Source organism: Pseudoalteromonas sp. BSi20480 (assembly GCF_000241365.1).
Taxonomy (GTDB): Bacteria; Pseudomonadota; Gammaproteobacteria; order Enterobacterales; family Alteromonadaceae; genus Pseudoalteromonas; species Pseudoalteromonas marina.
Genome location: NZ_BADX01000030.1, coordinates 13,482 through 32,377, shown reverse-complemented (window position 1 = coordinate 32,377; position 18,896 = coordinate 13,482). Strand labels below are relative to the sequence as shown.

Annotated in this window: 22 protein-coding genes, 2 tRNA genes and 1 pseudogene; 12 read left to right on the top strand and 13 right to left on the bottom strand. The window is 38.5% G+C overall.

The genetic code is table 11. The features are described 5' to 3' along the window. Positions 1 to 42: 42 nt before the first annotated feature. From nhaC to P20480_RS14665, 11 genes are all read right to left on the bottom strand, one after another. Positions 43 to 1,506 carry a Na+/H+ antiporter NhaC gene (gene nhaC / locus P20480_RS14620; protein ID WP_006792819.1) on the bottom strand — a complete coding sequence of 488 codons (1,464 nt, stop codon included), beginning with the start codon at positions 1,504 to 1,506 and terminating at the stop codon, positions 43 to 45. A 179-nt stretch (positions 1,507 to 1,685) separates the two neighbouring features. Further along, positions 1,686 to 3,710 (bottom strand): carboxy terminal-processing peptidase, encoded by a 2,025-nt coding sequence (gene prc / locus P20480_RS14625; RefSeq protein WP_008127311.1) that lies wholly within the window; start codon positions 3,708 to 3,710, stop codon positions 1,686 to 1,688. Positions 3,711 to 3,735: 25 nt separating this feature from the next. Continuing rightward, positions 3,736 to 4,383, bottom strand: a complete 648-nt coding sequence (gene proQ, locus P20480_RS14630) for an RNA chaperone ProQ (RefSeq protein WP_006792821.1) — start codon at positions 4,381 to 4,383, stop codon at positions 3,736 to 3,738. 15 nt (positions 4,384 to 4,398) lie between these two features. Then, positions 4,399 to 4,677: a hypothetical protein gene (locus tag P20480_RS14635; RefSeq protein WP_006792822.1), complete on the bottom strand. Its 279-nt coding sequence runs from the start codon at positions 4,675 to 4,677 to the stop codon at positions 4,399 to 4,401. Further along, positions 4,677 to 5,135 carry a GAF domain-containing protein gene (locus P20480_RS14640; RefSeq protein WP_006792823.1) on the bottom strand — a complete coding sequence of 153 codons (459 nt, stop codon included), beginning with the start codon at positions 5,133 to 5,135 and terminating at the stop codon, positions 4,677 to 4,679. Before P20480_RS14640 ends, P20480_RS14635 begins: the two co-directional genes overlap by 1 nt. 128 nt (positions 5,136 to 5,263) lie before the next feature. Continuing rightward, positions 5,264 to 5,644, bottom strand: coding sequence for a hypothetical protein (locus P20480_RS14645; RefSeq protein WP_008127308.1), 381 nt, complete (start codon positions 5,642 to 5,644; stop codon positions 5,264 to 5,266). A gap of 170 nt (positions 5,645 to 5,814) precedes the next feature. Next, a complete protein-coding gene (locus tag P20480_RS14650; protein ID WP_008127306.1) occupies positions 5,815 to 6,063 on the bottom strand; it encodes a hypothetical protein in 249 nt (82 codons plus the stop codon). Between the two features lie 20 nt (positions 6,064 to 6,083). After that, positions 6,084 to 6,887 carry a CPBP family intramembrane glutamic endopeptidase gene (locus tag P20480_RS14655; protein ID WP_008127304.1) on the bottom strand — a complete coding sequence of 268 codons (804 nt, stop codon included), beginning with the start codon at positions 6,885 to 6,887 and terminating at the stop codon, positions 6,084 to 6,086. Positions 6,888 to 7,005: 118 nt separating this feature from the next. Further along, positions 7,006 to 7,263 carry a LytTR family transcriptional regulator DNA-binding domain-containing protein gene (locus tag P20480_RS19750; RefSeq protein ID WP_238530281.1) on the bottom strand — a complete coding sequence of 86 codons (258 nt, stop codon included), beginning with the start codon at positions 7,261 to 7,263 and terminating at the stop codon, positions 7,006 to 7,008. 853 nt (positions 7,264 to 8,116) lie between these two features. Next, a tRNA-Ser gene (locus tag P20480_RS14660) sits at positions 8,117 to 8,207 on the bottom strand. A 51-nt stretch (positions 8,208 to 8,258) separates the two neighbouring features. Continuing rightward, positions 8,259 to 8,349 (bottom strand) — tRNA-Ser (locus P20480_RS14665). A gap of 249 nt (positions 8,350 to 8,598) precedes the next feature. Between P20480_RS14665 and P20480_RS14670 the strand changes: the two genes are divergently transcribed. The 7 genes from P20480_RS14670 to P20480_RS14700 are packed head-to-tail and all read left to right on the top strand — an operon-like array spanning position 8,599 to position 11,735. Next, complete coding sequence (locus tag P20480_RS14670) at positions 8,599 to 9,264, top strand: Bax inhibitor-1/YccA family protein (RefSeq protein WP_008127301.1); 666 nt, start codon at positions 8,599 to 8,601, stop codon at positions 9,262 to 9,264. A gap of 55 nt (positions 9,265 to 9,319) precedes the next feature. Further along, positions 9,320 to 9,673 (top strand): sulfurtransferase complex subunit TusD, encoded by a 354-nt coding sequence (gene tusD, locus P20480_RS14675; RefSeq protein ID WP_006792829.1) that lies wholly within the window; start codon positions 9,320 to 9,322, stop codon positions 9,671 to 9,673. After that, positions 9,670 to 10,026: a DsrE family protein gene (locus tag P20480_RS14680; protein WP_008127297.1), complete on the top strand. Its 357-nt coding sequence runs from the start codon at positions 9,670 to 9,672 to the stop codon at positions 10,024 to 10,026. Before tusD ends, P20480_RS14680 begins: the two co-directional genes overlap by 4 nt. Next, a complete protein-coding gene (locus P20480_RS14685) occupies positions 10,023 to 10,289 on the top strand; it encodes a DsrH/TusB family sulfur metabolism protein (protein ID WP_006792831.1) in 267 nt (88 codons plus the stop codon). Before P20480_RS14680 ends, P20480_RS14685 begins: the two co-directional genes overlap by 4 nt. 3 nt (positions 10,290 to 10,292) lie before the next feature. Further along, a complete protein-coding gene (locus P20480_RS14690; protein WP_006792832.1) occupies positions 10,293 to 10,622 on the top strand; it encodes a TusE/DsrC/DsvC family sulfur relay protein in 330 nt (109 codons plus the stop codon). Further along, positions 10,622 to 11,305, top strand: a complete 684-nt coding sequence (locus P20480_RS14695; RefSeq protein WP_008127295.1) for a pseudouridine synthase — start codon at positions 10,622 to 10,624, stop codon at positions 11,303 to 11,305. Before P20480_RS14690 ends, P20480_RS14695 begins: the two co-directional genes overlap by 1 nt. Continuing rightward, positions 11,298 to 11,735, top strand: coding sequence for an NUDIX domain-containing protein (locus P20480_RS14700; protein WP_008127293.1), 438 nt, complete (start codon positions 11,298 to 11,300; stop codon positions 11,733 to 11,735). Before P20480_RS14695 ends, P20480_RS14700 begins: the two co-directional genes overlap by 8 nt. Positions 11,736 to 11,927: 192 nt before the next feature. On the opposite strand, the gene P20480_RS14705 is transcribed toward P20480_RS14700, so the two are convergent. Continuing rightward, the gene (locus P20480_RS14705; RefSeq protein ID WP_008127290.1) at positions 11,928 to 13,199 is read right to left on the bottom strand and encodes a GGDEF domain-containing protein; all 1,272 of its coding nucleotides are present in this window, start codon (positions 13,197 to 13,199) and stop codon (positions 11,928 to 11,930) included. Between the two features lie 343 nt (positions 13,200 to 13,542). Here P20480_RS14705 and mnmA point away from each other — a divergent pair, with 343 nt between their 5' ends. The 5 genes and pseudogenes from mnmA (at position 13,543) to P20480_RS14725 (ending at position 18,368) form a co-directional block, all read left to right on the top strand. Next, entirely contained in the window at positions 13,543 to 14,643 is a 1,101-nt protein-coding gene (mnmA, locus tag P20480_RS14710) for a tRNA 2-thiouridine(34) synthase MnmA (RefSeq protein ID WP_008127289.1), read from the top strand. Next, entirely contained in the window at positions 14,643 to 15,245 is a 603-nt protein-coding gene (hflD, locus tag P20480_RS14715; RefSeq protein WP_008127287.1) for a high frequency lysogenization protein HflD, read from the top strand. The genes mnmA and hflD overlap by 1 nt, the downstream gene beginning before the upstream one ends. Positions 15,246 to 15,276: 31 nt before the next feature. After that, positions 15,277 to 16,648: pseudogene (gene purB, locus P20480_RS17640) on the top strand (adenylosuccinate lyase). A gap of 87 nt (positions 16,649 to 16,735) precedes the next feature. Beyond that, on the top strand, positions 16,736 to 17,893 hold the full coding sequence (locus P20480_RS14720) for a cupin domain-containing protein (RefSeq protein ID WP_008127281.1): 1,158 nt from the start codon (positions 16,736 to 16,738) through the stop codon (positions 17,891 to 17,893). A gap of 16 nt (positions 17,894 to 17,909) precedes the next feature. Then, positions 17,910 to 18,368, top strand: coding sequence for a GNAT family N-acetyltransferase (locus P20480_RS14725; protein WP_008127279.1), 459 nt, complete (start codon positions 17,910 to 17,912; stop codon positions 18,366 to 18,368). Positions 18,369 to 18,410: 42 nt separating this feature from the next. Here the strand turns inward: P20480_RS14725 and P20480_RS14730 are convergent, their stop codons facing one another. After that, complete coding sequence (locus P20480_RS14730; protein WP_006792842.1) at positions 18,411 to 18,854, bottom strand: DUF4826 family protein; 444 nt, start codon at positions 18,852 to 18,854, stop codon at positions 18,411 to 18,413. Positions 18,855 to 18,896: the final 42 nt, after the last annotated feature.

The following is an 18,896-nucleotide window of genomic DNA, read 5'->3' as shown; positions in this document are numbered from 1 at the left end:
ACTCCAAAAAAAGCGCCTCTATATGAAGAGGCGCTACTAAATTTAGGCAGATTGTTTCGGCTTAATACGTAGAATCTTAATACCGAGATACGCATATATAACAGCTAAAACGGGATTAATTAAATTAAAGAAAGCGTAAAGTGCGTAATCGAAAGGGTTTATTAAAAGTACACTTTGCATGTAAGCACCACATGTATTCCAAGGAATAAGTGGACTGGTAATCGTACCGCCATCTTCTAAGGTGCGAGATAAATTAACCGGCTTTAAACCGCGCTTTTTATATTCATCTTTAAACATACGTCCAGGAACCACAATAGCAATATATTGATCGGCTGCAATGAGGTTAGTACCAATACACGTTGCAATGGTAGAGGCAATTAAAGAGCCTGTACTTTTCGCTATTTTTAAAATACTTTTTACGAAAATGTCTAACAAGCCTGTTTTTTCCATAATAGCGCCAAACATAAGCGCAGTCATAATTAACCACGTCGTTGTTAACATTCCCGCCATACCGCCACCGCTAAGTAGTGAGTCCATTTTGTCATCACCGGTATCGATGCTAAAACCGTCAAAAAATGTCGTCCATACTAATTTGAAATACCCAACCACTTCGCCTTGAGAAGTATCAATTTGAGAACCAATTAAGTCAGACTGAAATAGCATAGCCCAAACAGCACCAACCACAGCACCAATAGAAATAGCAGGAAAAGCAGGCATTTTTTTAATTGCTAGCACTAAAAGCACAATTAAAGGAATGAGCATCTCAAAACCAATATTGAAGTTTTGCTCCAAAATTAGCGTAATTTCGTCTAAACGCCCAGCCTCATTAGAAGCCGTTGCGTTAAAGCCCATAAATATAAATATAATAAGCGCAATCACAAAGCTAGGAACTGTTGTCCATAGCATATGCTGAATATGTTCAAATAAGTCAGAGCCAACCACTGCGGGCGCTAAGTTAGTTGTTTCAGAGAGTGGGCTTAGTTTGTCACCAAAATACGCACCAGATATAACAGCACCAGCTGTAACTGTCTGATCTAAACCAAGACCCGTAGCAACACCTAATAAAGCAACACCAATTGTAGCTGCAGTGGTCCACGAGCTACCAATGCTCATAGCCACAATGCCACAAATTAAACAACTTGCTGCATAAAACCAACTAGGGTTAATTACTTGCAGGCCATAATATATTAGCGTTGGTACTGTGCCCGATAACAACCAAGTACCTATCAAAGCACCTACCATTAATAAGATGAGTATAGCGCCAAGAGAGAGCGTTATACCCTCTATCATAGCTTGCTCAAGCTTTTTCCACGTGTAGCCGTTTTTTAGGCCAATTAGAGCAGCTGCGAAGGTTGCAAATAAAAGTGCAATTTGGTTTGGTCCAGATGACGAGTTGTCACCAAATAAGTAAACCGCAGCCCCTAACAAGCAAATTAAAACTGAAATAGGAATTAATGCATCAAGAAATGAGGCGGGTTTTACTGGTTTATCATCCAATGGGTTCAAAGTTGAGACTCCTACACACATACAGCGTGTTTAATTATTATTTTTAGCACTTAGTGCGTATTAACTGAGCATTTCTAAGCCGGCTCAATTTTTAATAGTTAGAGATTATAACAATTTAGGCTGTGATAGGTAGCAAAAAAGGCGCACGAGCGCCTTTTTTGTAGTGGTAAAACCAGTTTTTACTTTTTGGCGATGCGACCAAAGTTAATGTAGTCCTGAGTAATTAAGGCCGCTTCTTCAAGGAACGGGTCAAGCTCATCAATTACATCTGGTACATCATCTAGGTTTTCAACCGGATCTTTACCTAATCGTTTCAAGCGCTCATTTGTACGAACTAATGCACGCGCTTCACCTTCTTCTTTTTCTTTAATACGCGTGGCTTCAACTAAAGAAATCGTTTTACGATCTTTTTCTTCGTTGTACAACGCTATATCATCAAACACGTAGCCGAACTCAGGTTCAGATTTAATACGATCTTTATGCTGCTTTTCTAGGTAAGGAATAACTGGAGTTAAATTTCCTAACTTTTTATATTTTGCTTTAACAATGCTATCCCAAGGAAGTGCATTATCTTGTTTACTTTCACCCCACTCGGCAGGATCTATAGCCGATGGAAATGAAATGTCAGGAATAACACCTTTGTGCTGAGTACTGCCGCCATTAATACGGTAAAATTTAGCTATGGTGTATTGCACGCTACCTAATGGGTTATCGTAAAGATCATACGCTCTTGCAAGACCTTTATGTTGCTGCACAGTGCCTTTACCAAATGTTTGTTCGCCAATAATAACAGCGCGACCATAATCTTGCATTGCAGCGGCAAAAATCTCAGATGCAGACGCACTGTAACGATCAACTAAAACCGTTAATGGCCCGTCGTAATAAGTAACTCCATCACGATCTCTTTGCTCTTCAATTCGGTTATTTAGAGTATGTATTTGTACAACAGGACCTTGATCGAAAAACAAGCCAGAAAGCTGGGTCGCTTCGTATAACGAACCACCACCATTTTGACGTAAGTCGATAATAATACCCTCTACTTTAGCCTCTTTTAATTTAGCTAACTCAACTTTTACGTCTTTAGACAAATTATTGTAAAAACCTGGGATTTCAATAACCCCAATCTTGCTTGATAAATCAGAATATTTAGCTTCAAACACTTCTGACTTTGCAGCTCTGTCTTCAAGACGGATTTTGTCACGAGTAATTTCGACCACTTTAGGTGTGCCATGAGCATCTGCACCTTTCAAATATTGCAAACGTACTTTCGTACCTTTAGGGCCTTTTATTAAATCTACAACATCGTCTAAACGCCAGCCAATCACATCGGTAAAATCTTCACCGTCTTGTGCTACGCCAATAATGCGGTCATCTGCTTTAATTTGTTCGGTTTTGTCTGCTGGACCACCTGGAACAAGACTACGAATTACGGTGTAATCTTCGTCAGGAGTTAGTACAGCGCCAATGCCTTCAAGTTCTAGGTCCATATCCATTTTAAATTGTTCAGCACGTCTTGGTGATAAGTAAGACGTATGCGCTTCAATCGTGCGAGCTAAAGAATTTAAAACAATTTGAAATGCATCTTCTGAGTTAGATTGAACTAAACGTTTCTCAGCGTTTTTGTAACGCTTAGTAAGAATCTCTTTGATTCCTTCCCAATCTTTACCAGTCATTTTTAATCGCAATGCATCGTACTTAACACGCTCTCGCCAGATCTCGTCTAGCTCTGCTTGCGATGTTGGCCACGTTGCATCTTCACGATCAAAAAAGTATTCATCTTGTTTTTCGAACGTCATTTCGTTTTCTAATAAAGAAAGTGAATATTCGTAACGTTCAAAACGGCGCTTTAGGCTTAAATTAAAAATATCAAACGTAAAGCCTAGCTTGCCGGTAGTTAAAGCGTTGTCAAAGCTATCGCGATATTGCTCAAAGGACGCAATATCACTGGCTAAAAAAACGCTTTTATTAAAATCAAGGGATTCGATGTAACGATCGTACACTTTACTAGAAAGTTCATCGTTAAATCGAACCGGGATATAGTGTGAACGAGTAAATAAGCTTGCCACGCGCTTACTGGCAGTGCCATGTTGACTTTCTTGCTTGAGTAGAGGTAAATCATCAATGGTGACAGGCTCTACAGCAGCAAATAATGAACCTGAAAACAGGGCTGCAACTACCGGAATGAGCGTAAACTTTTTACTCATACAAACTCCTTAATTTATGTACAACTTAAACAGTGTATAAGCTGTCTGCTTTGGTTTTAACTTGCATACCAGTCACTAATTCAACATGAACGTCGTCTTTATTTACTTCAGTGATTACTGCATTTACAAGTGCTTGGCCTAGTTTAACTTTAACCTTGTTATTAACCTTGACCTCTGTTGCTGGTAAAGGTTCAATTTTACCTGAACGTTTAGCGGGTGCAGATTTAGTTGCTTTGCTAGCTGACGCATTTTTATCAGCGCCCTTGTTTGCATGTGCAGGCTTCTTCTTAAAGTTTTTAGAATCTGAGTCTTGACGTGGACGCTGTTGTTTCTTGCGCTTCGCCATTTTTGCACGGCTTTCTTCTAGTGCTTTTTGAGCATGATCAATGTGCTCTTGCTCAACTTTTTCACCTTCATTGCCATCAAGGTCAATACGAAACTCCGACTTTGTCACAGCTTCTAAATAACGCCAGTTAGACGTGTATTTTCTTAGTGCTTGACGAACTTGAGTCTTGCTTACTTTTTCAGACCCTTCAATACGCTCAGCAATATCTTTAAAAATACCGACTTTAAGCGGTTTGATACCGTCTTTTTGTTTAAAACATTGTGGAAATTCTTGGTACAAGAACTCCAATACTTCATTAATATCTTTTAGCTTGTTTGTGGTTTCCATTTTAGAACCTATTTTTCACATCTTTTCATCAAGGGACGAATCAACATAGTGTATTACCCAGTCGACCAGTTCTTCGAAATCGGCTTCAAGTACAGCCATATCACCTCGAAGGTGTTCCCAAATACCATTTATTATTTCATCGATTGATTCACAATCTAAATCATCTGGGAGTTTGTCCCAAGCAATGTGAATCAAATCATTGAGCGTTTCCGCTACATGTTCTTCTTCGCCTTCCCAGTCGCCTACATCTTGTATAGCAAATAGGTAGTCTTGAACATTTAGCAAATCTTTCATTACAAGCTAGCCTCAAAGCATTTAACCAATGCTTCTAATCCCGCTTTGTCATCAGTGTCAAATCTAGAAATACTAGGACTATCAATATCTAGCACTGCAAATATTTTACCATGTTTCATGATAGGTACAACAATCTCAGAGTTCGATGCTGCATCACAGGCAATATGCCCATCGAAGGCATGAACATCTTCAATTAGTTGTGTTTGCAATGTAGCTGCAGCCGTTCCACATACACCCTTTCCAACTGGAATACGGATACATGCTGGGTTACCCTGAAATGGGCCTAGCACTAATTCTGACGGCGAATCAATAAAGTAAAAGCCCGCCCAATTTACATCCTCTAAAGAGGTAAATAACAGCGCGCTTATATTTGCCATATTAGCAATTACATTCGACTCACCGGCAATCAGCGATTCAGTTTGTTTAACTAATGACTGGTAAAAATCGTGCTTTTGCATACCAAACTACTTCTTATTAAACATACAGTAGCTAAAGGTACTCTTTGTGATGAAAAATTGGAACCTTTTGCAGGTAAAAAAAAGGAATTTCCGTAGTTTAAAAGCGTCCTTGGTTAATAAAGACGCGATTATGATTTTGAAGTTTTACGAAGACCAAATAAAAACAGCCCTGCCGCTATTGCTGACATAACACTATTTATTAAAAATATTTCGCCTGTGGAGGCACTTAAAAGAAAGCTAAAAATAGCACCACCAAGTAAACCAAGCGTTAAAACACCGGAATAGTTTACTTTTGAATATTTAAACATTAATAAATAGCCTGGGACAACAAATGCAGCCATTGTTAAGCCAACAATATGCGCATTAGATATGGCTGTCATCAATAATGAAAAAAATATAGAGACAAATTCACCTTGTAGCGTTATTGAATAATAAATACCTAATAGGCTACCCACAATCACAGGAGAAAGTAATGAAAGCGCAACGCTTTTTGCTAATTGGTGTTTCATTTAATAGTCCTTAACAACACACTTAAACTCTATTTATAAGCATGCACCAAGAACCCAAAGTTAGAAACAGAGACTATGGTCGTAAATTACGAACAAAAATAAACCACATTACGCCATCAACTCATCACTTTTTATAAGCGTAAAGTTTTAAGCTCAAAACAGCTCAGTTGTCATAACTGAGCTATTTGGCTTGAGAGTTCAAAACGACGAGAAGTTACAATTTCTTCTAGCACCACCAACCTTTCGTTTAAGACTTTTGATTGTTTTTCTAATGCTACGATCTTTGAAGCATCAATAGCACTTTGCAATTTTGCTTGTGTCTCAACCTTTGAGGTTTTATAACTGAAGTAGCGCTTAAGGGCTGCCAATAACAGAACGGGTGAGCTAAATACAATAATAACCATAAATAATTCGAACATAATAACTCCTGCATTTAATATTAATTTACTGCACACGCAGCTGAATGAGCTCGGGTTTGAAGCAATTTAGATAAAACTACTTCGCGTGGTTTACCTTTTCGAATTAGCATCTCTACATACACAATACTTAATACAATTGCTGTTGCCTTAAATAGATTACCTTGTAAATCCCCTGCTGCCCCACCTGACATCCCAAAGATCCCGTAAGCCGCATTCATAAAAATATGCATCCACATTGGGAACCAAATACGGTATCCACATTCGCAATACAGCCACGCAAACCAAGTCCCTGCAATCGTTGTTACCGTAACTGCCATCACTGCAGATAAAGGGTCATTGCCTTGATAAATGTGCCCCATACCAAATATCACAGAACTAACTAACGCTGCAGGTATAAAGCCCCAACGGCAGTATTTAAATAGCACACCAAATAATGCAGCTCTAAAGATAACCTCTTCAAAAAAACCGGCATAAACCGAACCCGTAATGATCGCTGATATCGAAAGATGAAGTTCACTACTTAAAAATGCATACCCTAGAGTCATAGGAATACAACAGAGCAACGCTGCAAGTGTATAATTAATGAATCCATCAAAGCTAAGTCCTATTGACTCAAACAACCTCTCTTGTTTAAACAAAACAATGGCAGCAGCAACTAACGGACCATATAAAAAGGTAAATTTAGCGGGAATGAATAAAATATCAGTTTGGTTATCAATATTAGATAACCAGCTAGACCAACCATCTCCCCAAAAATGCCTCATTACGTAGTGACAAAATATAAATATAGTAATTATTAGAAACGCATGCATAGCGTGTTTCATACCTCTTTTCCTCGTTAAGTTGTTAAATTCAACTTAATCCTGGCAATAGCATAAGCACAAAGCGACTCATTAGGGCTTAGCTGCAGTTTAAGGTATAAAACTCACTGTTTTGGGGTGGTTAACATGTTTTTGGGACTAACAACAAAGTGTCTTTTATTGTTTTAACGTAGGTGCGAGACACTGGTATTGTAACATTTGATTCATTAAGTGATAACTGTAACCCACCTGCGTTACCACTATAATGCTTAACGCTTTGTAAGTTGATCGCATAAGAACGGTGGCATTTTATAGCAGATGTATTGTGAGGTAGTTGTCTTAACAATCCTGTAAGTGATGTTCGTAATAAACTCTGAACTATTTTATCACCATCAAAAATGGTGATTTCACAGTAATTATCAGCAGATTTAATAAATAAGATGTGATGGTGAGCAACTTTAACCTCATCATTTTTATTTTCGCCTTTAAGTGAGATTGTCTCTAACGCAGTTTCTTCTAACCGCGTTTGATTTTCGTCAGCTGCGCTTGAGGGTATTAAATTTTTTTACGTGCCGGTTTACCAGAAGTAAAAATATAAGGGGAAATACACCAATACAAAATATATATCCCACGAAGAGTAATTGATTTTGCCAGTGCCAAGACCCCAGCACTGCAACCACAAAATACCCGTGATTAAATAATGCTGTTATCAGTAAATATGTAAAAGGAATAATAGTTAAATGTTTTAACTTATCATTAAAGTTTATTTTGAGTAATGCGATTTCAATTGCACCCGATAGGAGCAAAGCACAAAAGGTGACTAACCCATATCCAGATAGCCGGAGTAACTTATAGGGTTCGCTATCGTTTGAAGTACCAAACGGTTGAAAAATAAAAAGTACAAAAAGTGTTATAAACGAGAACATAACAGCACGATATATAACTAACTTCCTTGATTCTAAGTCATCTTTTAGCCACAACATCCTATTTTATATACCTTTAGTTTTGAGATATTTAAAAGTAACACACATTAGTATGCGCATTCTATTGCATTTAAACTCTTTTTATAGTGATTTTTAATCGGCAAGAAAGTCAAACATGAAGCTAAATAAACATTGTTTCGTGATGTAAAATATACATATTAGCGTTCAATGAACTTTAGATATGACTCGTGGATAAAAAGCGGGTCATAATTAAGTGAGGAATGTTGTTTCCAATACAAAAAGCCTGCTGTTTAGCGGGCTTTAATATAGTGGTGGAGAGATAGGGATTTGAACCCTAGATAGGCTACAAACCTATGCCGGTTTTCAAGACCGGTGCATTCGACCACTCTGCCATCTCTCCTAAAGTGCTATAAACTACAAGTAAGAGTGTACTCATAGTTATTGTAATAAGTGGTGGAGAGATAGGGATTTGAACCCTAGATAGGCTACAAACCTATGCCGGTTTTCAAGACCGGTGCATTCGACCACTCTGCCATCTCTCCGCACGGCCTGCATAATAGGGAAACCCGTTGGCTTTGTGAAGCTTTTTTTTAAAAAAATTGCTTAAGTGCTTAAAAAACAATTAATTTGTTCAAAGATAAAACAAAAACTTTCTTTTTGGTGGTTAAATGAACTTTAATTAAAAAATTAATGTCTATTGATCCACAAAGGTTTGCCCAAACATATAAGAGTTGGTAATCTAATTTTAGTTAAATTATCGAAACACACGTTTCACTTAAAGGAGCTCTACAATGGCGTTTAATCAATCGTACAATACCGCTAAACCGGTAATGTCTACCATTGAAACAAACAAGGTACTTAAAAACACCTACTTTTTACTTGCGATGACACTTGCATTTAGTGCAGTGACTGCCGGTATCTCAATGGCACTACAATTACCTTACTTTATGGGAATTGTGTTCACACTGGTTTCGTTTGGTTTATTATTTGTTGTAAACAAAAAAGCTGACACCGCATCTGGTGTATTTTGGGTATTTGCTTTCACAGGTTTAATGGGGGCTGGTTTAGGTCCAATGTTAAACCATTACGCTGCCATGCCTAATGGCTCAATGCTTATAATGCAAGCTCTTGGTTCAACAGCACTTATTTTCTTTGGTCTATCTGCATATGCGCTCAACACCAAAAAAGACTTCTCTTTTATGGGCGGCTTTTTAACGGTTGGCCTAATTGTGGTTATTGTTGCAAGCATTGTTAACATATTCATCGGTAGTTCTTTAATGTTTATGGTGCTTAACGCTGCGGTTGTATTAATTATGTCTGGCTTAATTTTATTTGATACAAGCCGCATTATTAACGGCGGAGAAACTAACTACATTCGCGCTACAGTATCTTTATACCTAAATGTGTACAATCTATTTACTTCACTACTGCACCTACTTGGCGCAAGTGATGACTAATTAAATAGTTCTGTTAAAATAGCCCCTTTATTGGGGCTTTTTTATTGGAATTGTTTTGGCACGATTTGTTCTTTCATTACACACACCACCATCAGATCACGACACCAGTCAACGCATAATTAAGTTTGCTAATGCGTGTTTATCTCAAGGGCACACCATAGACGCAATATTTTTGTATCAGCAAGGCGTTTATCATGCATCAACACATTTTGACTTAGCCTCTGACGAACTTCAAATTAGCGCATTATGGCAAGCGCTATCAAGTCAAAATATTAATCTTATGCTGTGTGTAACCGCGGCAGAAAAAAGAGGCTTAGATACGTCAAACACAGGCGTATTTTCTGTTGCAGGTTTAGCTGAATTCGCAATGCTTGTAAGCGACGCTGATAAATGGGTGCAATTTAAATGATTAATGTATTAGTAATGAGTCAAAGTAGCCCATTTGATGATCTTAACCTGCGCGATGCCCTCGATATGACGTTAATTTTTGCAGCTGTCGATCAAAACATAAGCTGGTTATTTAGTGGCCCCGCTGTTTTAGCATTAAAAAAGAATCAAACCCCTTCCACCATAGGTATTAAAGATTTTTTTAAAAACATAAAAACGCTAGAAGTTTATGACGTAGAAAACATCTATGTATGTGAAAAATCGCTCCTTGATTATGGCCTAAGTAAAACTGATTTACTCATAGACGCGCACGCGGTTACATTTGGTGAACAACAAACACTTATCAAAAAGCAACATCACGTGGTGACCTTATGAGCACACTACATATTTTTTCAAAACCATTAAATTACTATTCTGCTAACCAGCTAGAAAACTTAATTTGTGCTGATGACCGTATATTGCTTTTAGGTGACGCATGCTTTGCTAATAAACAATTTAAACAATTTTCAGATACCCTCTTAGTACTTGAAGAGGACGCACTCGTTCGTGCAATTAAGCTATCAAATAACGACACTGCCATTAGCTATGACGAGTTTGTGTCTCTTACTTTAACCTCTACGCAATTAATTACTTGGTAACCCATGCTTGAATTTAACCAACAAACAATAGACACAGATAAACAAGGTTATTTACTCGACCATACACAATGGTCAAAGCAACTAGCCCCTATTATTGCAGAGCAAGAAAACATTTCGCTTAGCGAACAACACTGGGAAGTGATTAACTTCGTCCGCGAATTTTATCTTGAATACAATACAAGCCCAGCCATCCGCATGCTAGTAAAAGCCATGGCAAAAGCACTCGGAGAAGATAAAGGTAATAGTATTTACCTTTATAAATTGTTTCCAAAGGGCCCTGCTAAACAAGCCACCAAAATTGCTGGATTACCAAAACCAGCTAGGTGTATTTAATGAGAAGTAAATCGAGTAACAAGCAAACACCCGTTTCATCAAATAAACGCAATACGGGTCGCACGTATTCTAGAAGTGCAATTAAAAAGCCTACAAACAAAAGAGAAATAAAGCCTCAAATAGACGCTAAAGACAAAAAAATTGTACTTTTTAACAAGCCATTTGATGTGCTTTGCCAATTTACAGACGATGCAGACAGAAAGACGCTAGCTGAATTTATTCCTATCAAGGATGTATATGCTGCAGGACGATTAGACCGCGATAGCGAAGGTTTATTGCTGCTCACAAACTGCGGTAAACTACAAAATACATTAACAGCACCTAATAAAAAAACCAATAAAACGTATTGGGTTCAAGTAGAAGGTGAGCCTTCGACTGAGTCAATACAAGCTTTATGTAAAGGCGTTGAGCTTAAAGATGGGCTCACACTGCCTGCTAATGTAAAAATGATAGAAGAGCCTAACATTTGGCAACGAACTCCCCCTGTACGTGAACGAAAGTCTATACCTACCTCATGGCTCAGTATTACCATTAATGAAGGTAAAAATAGACAAGTTCGCCGAATGACAGCTCACATTGGCCACCCTACTCTTAGGCTAATTCGTTACAGCATAGGTAATTACACTTTAGACGACATTAATACTGGTGAATATAAAATCATTAAAGGTAGCATTAATGCATAAACCAAATGTAACAGTAGCCGCAATAGTTAAAAACCATAACGAATACTTATTAGTAAAAGAACGCGATAAATTTACTAAGCAAATTTGCTATAATCAACCGGCTGGTCATTTAGAAAAGAACGAAACACTAGCTCAAGCAGCAAGCCGCGAATTATATGAAGAAACAGGTTTATCGCTCACCCCTACAGGCTTTTTAGGTGTTTATAACTTGTACGCTGACAACGGCGTTCATTACCTAAGGTTTTGTTTTTTATTTGATGCTAGTGGCACCAACCAACAACTTAACCCTATTGATGATGATATTATAAGTGCCCATTGGTTCAACCTAGAGAAAGTTAAATCTTTACCACTGCGAAGCCCGCTCGTTCAAAAGTGCATTGATGACTCGGTAACGCGTCCGCTATTAAGCCTAGATACTATTTACAACTAATAAAAATTTAAGGCATATTAATGGTGTGTTTTAAAGTTTACTCTGCCTAGAGGGATTACTTAGTGACGTGGGGTGTGTAATTGCTCCAGCCTATTCTTCTGACTTGCATCCATGTAAGGATAAGTAAAAATAGAGCAAAACTTTCACGCCATCGCTACCACCTCACCTAAACCTTTGTAATAAAAATTTAATCTAACTTTCAGAGTGTAATGCAATACAGTTTCGGCCTTGGTCTTTTGCATAATACAGTGCGTTGTCGGCTCCTCTAACAAAGCTTACCTTATCGTCTTGGGAACTAGCCGTTGAGTTAACGCCCATGCTCACTGACAAAAAGCCACTGTAGGTATCTTCATGCACAATTGCTAAAGCTTCAACGGCCTTTTGTATTTGCTCAGCAATAAATAATGCACCTTCCTTATCAGTATCAGGGAGCAATACAACAAACTCTTCACCACCATATCTGGCAACAAAGTCTTCAGGACGATTTACTGTCGATGCAATAGTTTGAGCCACTTCATATAAGCAAGAATCCCCAGCCAAATGTCCGTAACGGTCGTTAAACTGTTTAAAAAAATCAACATCAATAATTATTAACGATATTGCCCCTTCACACTCCTTCGCTTTATCAAATTCATGAGCAAGTTTTTCATCAAATCGACGCCTGTTGGCAATTTTGGTTAATGAGTCCAAAAACGCCATATCCCTTAAAATATCCTCAGCCTCTATTCGCTCGGTTGCATCTTTAAATACGGCTAAAAATTCTTCGCCTATCTTTATGCCCGATACCTCCATAACCACTTGAGTGCCATCACTACGTGCAACTGTGTAGTTATTGGCAGGTATATCGTCATTACTACTTTTCGCTTTTTTCAAAGCTTCAGACCATAAATTTTGAGCTTGCACTCTGTAGTGCGGATCTGGGTAGGCCTTTTTCCACCATGCATGTAGGTTAGGCACATCCTCAACAGTATAACCAAACACATCTACAAACCGTTGGTTTACCCTAATAATATCACCGGTTTTGCTACACACATTACACACTGGCATAGGGAGCACTGAAAATAATTTAGCATAGTGACTTATCTCATGTTTTCGCATTGGGTTTAAGGTACTGCGTGATAAAAAGCTCATCGGCATTTCTTTGCTTTCAGCGCTCAATTGTTCATGCATTTGTAAAGCAAAATACCATTCTAGCCACCAGTGTTCTAATTTATCTAAAAGCTTCATTTCGAGGCTAAGCACTTTTGTAGTGTTTTTAATTAAATTAAACAAATCACTGATTTGGTGATGGGATTGAGCTTGCTGAGCATGCTTGAGTTTTATTAGCTCATAAAAAAGGTGGTAGGCTGACTTTTTTAATTCTTGCAGGTTTATGATTAAAAGCTTATTTGAGATAAGATTTACTTGGTGTTTGTTTTGTTCTACAAACGATCTAATTTTATTAATTTTGTATGCGTGATTCATATATTCATTCCATTGATTATATTTTACAGCTTATTGAATAGGCTAACCCATCAAACTTTATTACTAATGAGTGTATATATACTCTAATCACTTTTAAAGAACTTATTATTAATTTTTAACATATGGCTCGTATTTTGTTCTGTATGTTAAGCGTAGAATTAGAATCAACTTTTATCAAAAAAATATTATGTAAGCGCCTTAGGTATCTTAGCTATTTATTATATTAATAAATTACTCACTAATTGTAAGGTTTGCCTTGTTAGTCTCTTTAAGCGCAAACAAAATACATGCTATAATCGCGGCCTTTCCAAGTTAACAGTAATCTGTATAAGCGAAATTATTCATGAGCGAAAATAGTCACATTAAAGTCATCGTTGGTATGTCCGGCGGTGTTGATTCTTCAGTATCTGCATATTTGTTACAACAACAAGGCTACCAAGTAGAAGGCCTGTTTATGAAGAACTGGGAAGAAGACGACAATGACGAATATTGTGCCGCTGCAGAAGACCTAAAAGATGCGCAAGCCGTGTGTGACAAGTTAGGTATCGAACTTCATACTGTTAACTTTGCAGCTGAATATTGGGATAACGTATTTGAATACTTTTTAGAAGAGTACAAAGCAGGCCGCACGCCTAACCCCGATATTATGTGTAATAAGGAAATCAAATTTAAAGCCTTCCTAGAATTTGCTGCACAAGCACTCGGAGCTGACTTTATTGCGACAGGCCATTATGTGCGTCGTGAGCTTCGGGACGACAAATATGTAATGTGCCGTGGTTTAGATAACAACAAAGACCAGAGTTACTTTTTATACACTTTAAGTCATGAACACATTGCTCAAACGCTATTCCCTGTGGGCGATATCGCCAAGCCAGAAGTTCGCCGTATTGCTGAAGAGCAAGATTTAATTACACATGACAAAAAAGACAGCACTGGTATTTGTTTTATTGGTGAACGTAAGTTTAAAGACTTTTTACAAAAGTTTTTACCTGCACAACCAGGTGTTATTGAAGACACTGATGGTAATAACGTTGGCGAGCACGAAGGCTTAATGTACCACACACTTGGCCAACGAAAAGGCTTATTAATTGGCGGCATGAAAGAAGGCTCAGGCGAACCTTGGTACGTTGTAGACAAAGATGTCGAGCGTAACGTACTTATTGTTGGCCAGGGTAAAGACCACCCTCGCCTATATAGTAATGGTTTAAATGCTAACCAACTTCACTGGGTAGACCGTGTAGGTCCAAAAGGAACAACGCGTTGCACAGTTAAAACACGTTACCGTCAAGAAGATATAAACTGTACTTTGCTTGTTGGTGATGACGGTATGGCCCGTGTGTTATTTGATGAACCTCAAAAAGCGGTTACACCAGGTCAGTCTGCGGTATTTTATGCGCAAGAAGTTTGCTTAGGCGGCGGTATTATTGACTCGGTGATCAAGTAATGAATGAACACCAAGTTATGGCGCTTGCCGCTATGTGCCAAGCCGCTAAACAAGTACAAAAAATAGCGCAATACGGCAGTAATAATGAACACGATTTAGACATATTGCTGTCTAGTATTGTACAAACATCGCCAGCATCACCCGAAGATGTATATCAAGGCACTCATAATTTACGAGATGGCTACAAAACGTTGATGGAACAGCTATCAGCGGGCGCTCAGAAAGACGTTGAGATTGTAAAATATGTAGGTGGCTTAATGCAGCTTGAGCGAGCACTTAGCGCAAACGACAAAAGCTTAAACAAATTAGGTAAACGTATTGATGATATTCATCGTCGTTTAGACCATTTTGCTATAACCGATGACACCGTTGTTGCCGGTTTGGCAGATATATACTCGTCGGTGCTAAGCCCCCTTGGGCACCGAATACAGGTTTATGGTAAACCCGAGTTATTAAAACAGCAACTCACTCAAAATAAAATCCGCGCATTACTACTTGCCGGCATCAGAAGTGCAGTATTGTGGCGACAAATGGGTGGTAAACGCCGTCATTTTTTCTTTGCAAAAAGAAAAATAATCGCCATTGCTAAAGCAAAAATTTAATTATCGTTCAAACAAAAATTTAGGAGTTATTATGGAGCTTTCAGCGTTAACGGCTATCTCGCCAGTTGATGGTCGCTACGGCAGCAAAACCACTGAACTACGCAGTATTTTCAGCGAATTTGGATTAATTAAATACCGTGTAATTGTTGAAGTGCGTTGGTTGCAAGCGTTAGCTGCAGCAAGCGACATTAAAGAAGTGCCCGCATTTAGCGACCAAGCAAATGCACTTTTAAACGCTATTGTTGATAACTTCAGTGAAGCCGACGCGCAGCGCGTTAAGGATATTGAACGAACAACTAACCACGACGTCAAAGCCGTTGAATACCTTTTAAAGGAAAAAGTAGCTGATAACGCAGAGCTACATGCTATTAACGAATTTATTCACTTTGCATGTACCTCAGAAGACATTAACAACCTATCACATGGTTTAATGTTAACTGAAGCACGTGACAGCGTATTACTGCCATACTGTGACCAATTACTCAACGCCATCAAAGAAAAAGCTATTGAGTATAAAGCAGTGCCAATGATGACTCGTACGCACGGACAACCTGCTACACCATCAACTATGGGTAAAGAGTTTGCAAACGTATACATGCGTTTAAAGCGTCAACGCGATCAAATTGCGCAAGTAGAAATGCTTGGTAAAGTAAATGGCGCTGTTGGTAACTATAATGCTCACCTTAGTGCTTATCCAGATTACGACTGGCATACTCATGCAGATAAGTTTGTATCGAGCCTAGGCTTAACATTGAACCCGTTTACCACACAAATTGAACCACATGATTACATTGCAGAATTATTTGATGCAATTGCACGTTTTAATACTATTTTGCTTGATTTTGACCGTGATGTTTGGGGTTACATTGCCCTTAACCACTTTAAGCAAAAAAACCATTGCTGGCGAAATTGGCTCATCAACTATGCCACACAAAGTTAACCCTATTGATTTTGAAAACTCAGAAGGTAACTTAGGTTTAGCAAATGCAATTTTTGCACACCTTGCACAAAAACTGCCTGTATCTCGCTGGCAGCGTGATCTTACCGATTCGACAGTGCTACGTAACCTTGGTGTGGGTATGGGTTATGCGCTTATTGCATATCAATCAACGCTTAAAGGTGTTAGCAAGCTTGAAGTTAACGAACCACGTTTACTTGAAGAGCTAGACCAGAACTGGGAATTGCTCGCAGAGCCTATTCAAACAGTTATGCGTAAATACGGCATTGAAAAGCCATACGAAAAACTTAAAGATTTAACCCGTGGAAAGCGCGTAAATCAAGAAATAATGGCTGACTTCATCGATGGTTTAGATCTTCCTGAAGTTGCTAAAGTAGAAATGAAAAAACTAACACCGGCTAATTACATTGGCCGTGCGGTTGAATTTATTGATGATTTAGTTTAATTATTAATCACCACTATCAAAAAGCGAAAGGGTTATCCTTTCGCTTTTTTTGTATATAAAGCAAAGCAATTACCGGCAGGCAAACGTATGTATCAATTAAAAATAAACGATTTATCTGAACAAGAATTTTTAACCCACTTTTGGCAAAAAAAACCTCTTTTGATCAAACAAGGGTTTAGTCACTTTGAAGATCCACTTGATGCAAACGAACTTGCTGGCTTAGCAATGGAAGACTCTATTGAATCGCGTATTGTTACAAATCACAATAACGACTGGCAAACCCATCAAGGGCCATTCGAGGACTTTGATTTACTCACAGAGGAAAATTCAACGTTATTAGTGCAAGCAGTCGACCACTGGCATCCAGAGGCAGCCCAGCTGCTAGAACCGTTCAGATTTATCCCTAACTGGCGCATTGACGATTTAATGATCAGCTTTTCTACCCCTAATGGTGGTGTTGGCCCGCATTTAGATCAATACGATGTTTTCATTATTCAAGGTGAAGGAAAGCGTCATTGGCGAGTTGGCCTACCCGACCCAACTCTTAAGCAATTTGCTCAAAATAAAAAATTATTGCAAGTTGAAGCCTTTGAAGCAGTCATAGACTGCATTTTAGAGCCCGGTGATATTTTATATATTCCACCAGGCTGCCCGCATGAAGGCTACGCGGTTGAAAATGCACTTAATTACTCTGTTGGATTTAGAGCACCAAATCAGCAAGATTTACTATCAAGCTTTGCCGATCATGTTATTGACACTGAAAGCGGTCAAAAACGCTACACAGACCACAACTTAGTTACAAGAGCCTCAAAAGGTGAGCTTACAAATAATGAAGCTGAAAAGGTTAAGCATCTTATCGCCTCAATGCTAGAAGATGATGGTCTATTCAAGCAATGGCTTGGCAAAACCTTAAGCCAACCCAAACATGAAATGGACTTGGCACCAGTAGAACCTGCTTTTACCCAAGATCAAATAGCAAACGAATTGGCAGAGCCAGATACTATTTTTGAACGTGTAGGTGGAACACGAGCAATTTATCAGCAGTGTGAAAATGAGCTTTTAGTAAGTATTAATGGTGACAATTTCACTCTTCCTATCGGGGACATAGCAGCAGTAAAATTACTAACGGACGAAACCGAGTTTAATACTAATGAATTAGCTAACACTCAAAATAGTCTAGTTTTTGTTCAGATGTTTACTATACTTGTTAATGAAGGCATTTGGTTTAACGCAAACCAAGAGTAACAAGTAGGAGGCAATTGTGGGTTATCGTATAAACAAAGTTGAATGGGATCGACAAAAAAATGAGTTGCAACAAATAAGGGAGCGCGTATTTGTTTACGAATTACATATCCCTAAACGCGTTGAATTCGATAACCTCGATGAATTAGCTTTGCATGTGCTTGTTACAGACGACAGCTTTTGTCCCGTCGCAACAGCCCGCCTATGTAATGATGGCTTAATTGGACGCTTAGCTGTACTGCCTGATCACAGAAACCGAAATGTTTACTGCTCGTTACTTAATTATATTTTTGACATAGCAGTAGAACAAGGTATTGAATCTATTAGCGTTAATTGTGTTCTACACGAAGTTGAACGATTTAAACGTAACGGCTTTATAAAACAAGGTAATGTGTTTATGGAGGCAGGTATACCTAGGCAAAGAATGAAATGCCCTGTTAGGTGTGCTGATACAACACCTTTCACACTAGTTCATTAATTAAGTTGTAAGGGTAATCAAAGATTGATTACCCTTTTTGGATTATTTTGGTTCGTGAGCCCACAGTTTGTCGTTATCGTATAACTCGTAAAGGCCATGTGCTCTTTTCACTAATAGGTTAGCAAAGTCTGCCTGTGTTTTATCGCGCGCGCCCGCACTCATTATCTGATCTGCTTTTAACTGCCATTGCAATGAAAAATAACGCATAGCATCACGCGCATCTGACGCTGCACCCACTTCAGCATGGTCTGTTGGTAATTGCCCTGTAACAACCCAATACGTTTTTCCGTTTTGCGCTTTAAATTTCCACATTGCGCAAATAGGGGCTAAAAACCTGCTGTCTTGCTCAACTACTGATTTAGGCATAATGCCTTTTTCTGCTAAATACTTTTGTGCTGTTTGAAAACATCCACGTTGCCATGCAACACGTTGTTGCTCAGCTAGTGCTTGCTCTTCAGGTGTTAATTGTTTTTGTTGTTGTTCCATTGTAATGACCTTATTACTTCTTTTTAAACACTGTAAGGTCTT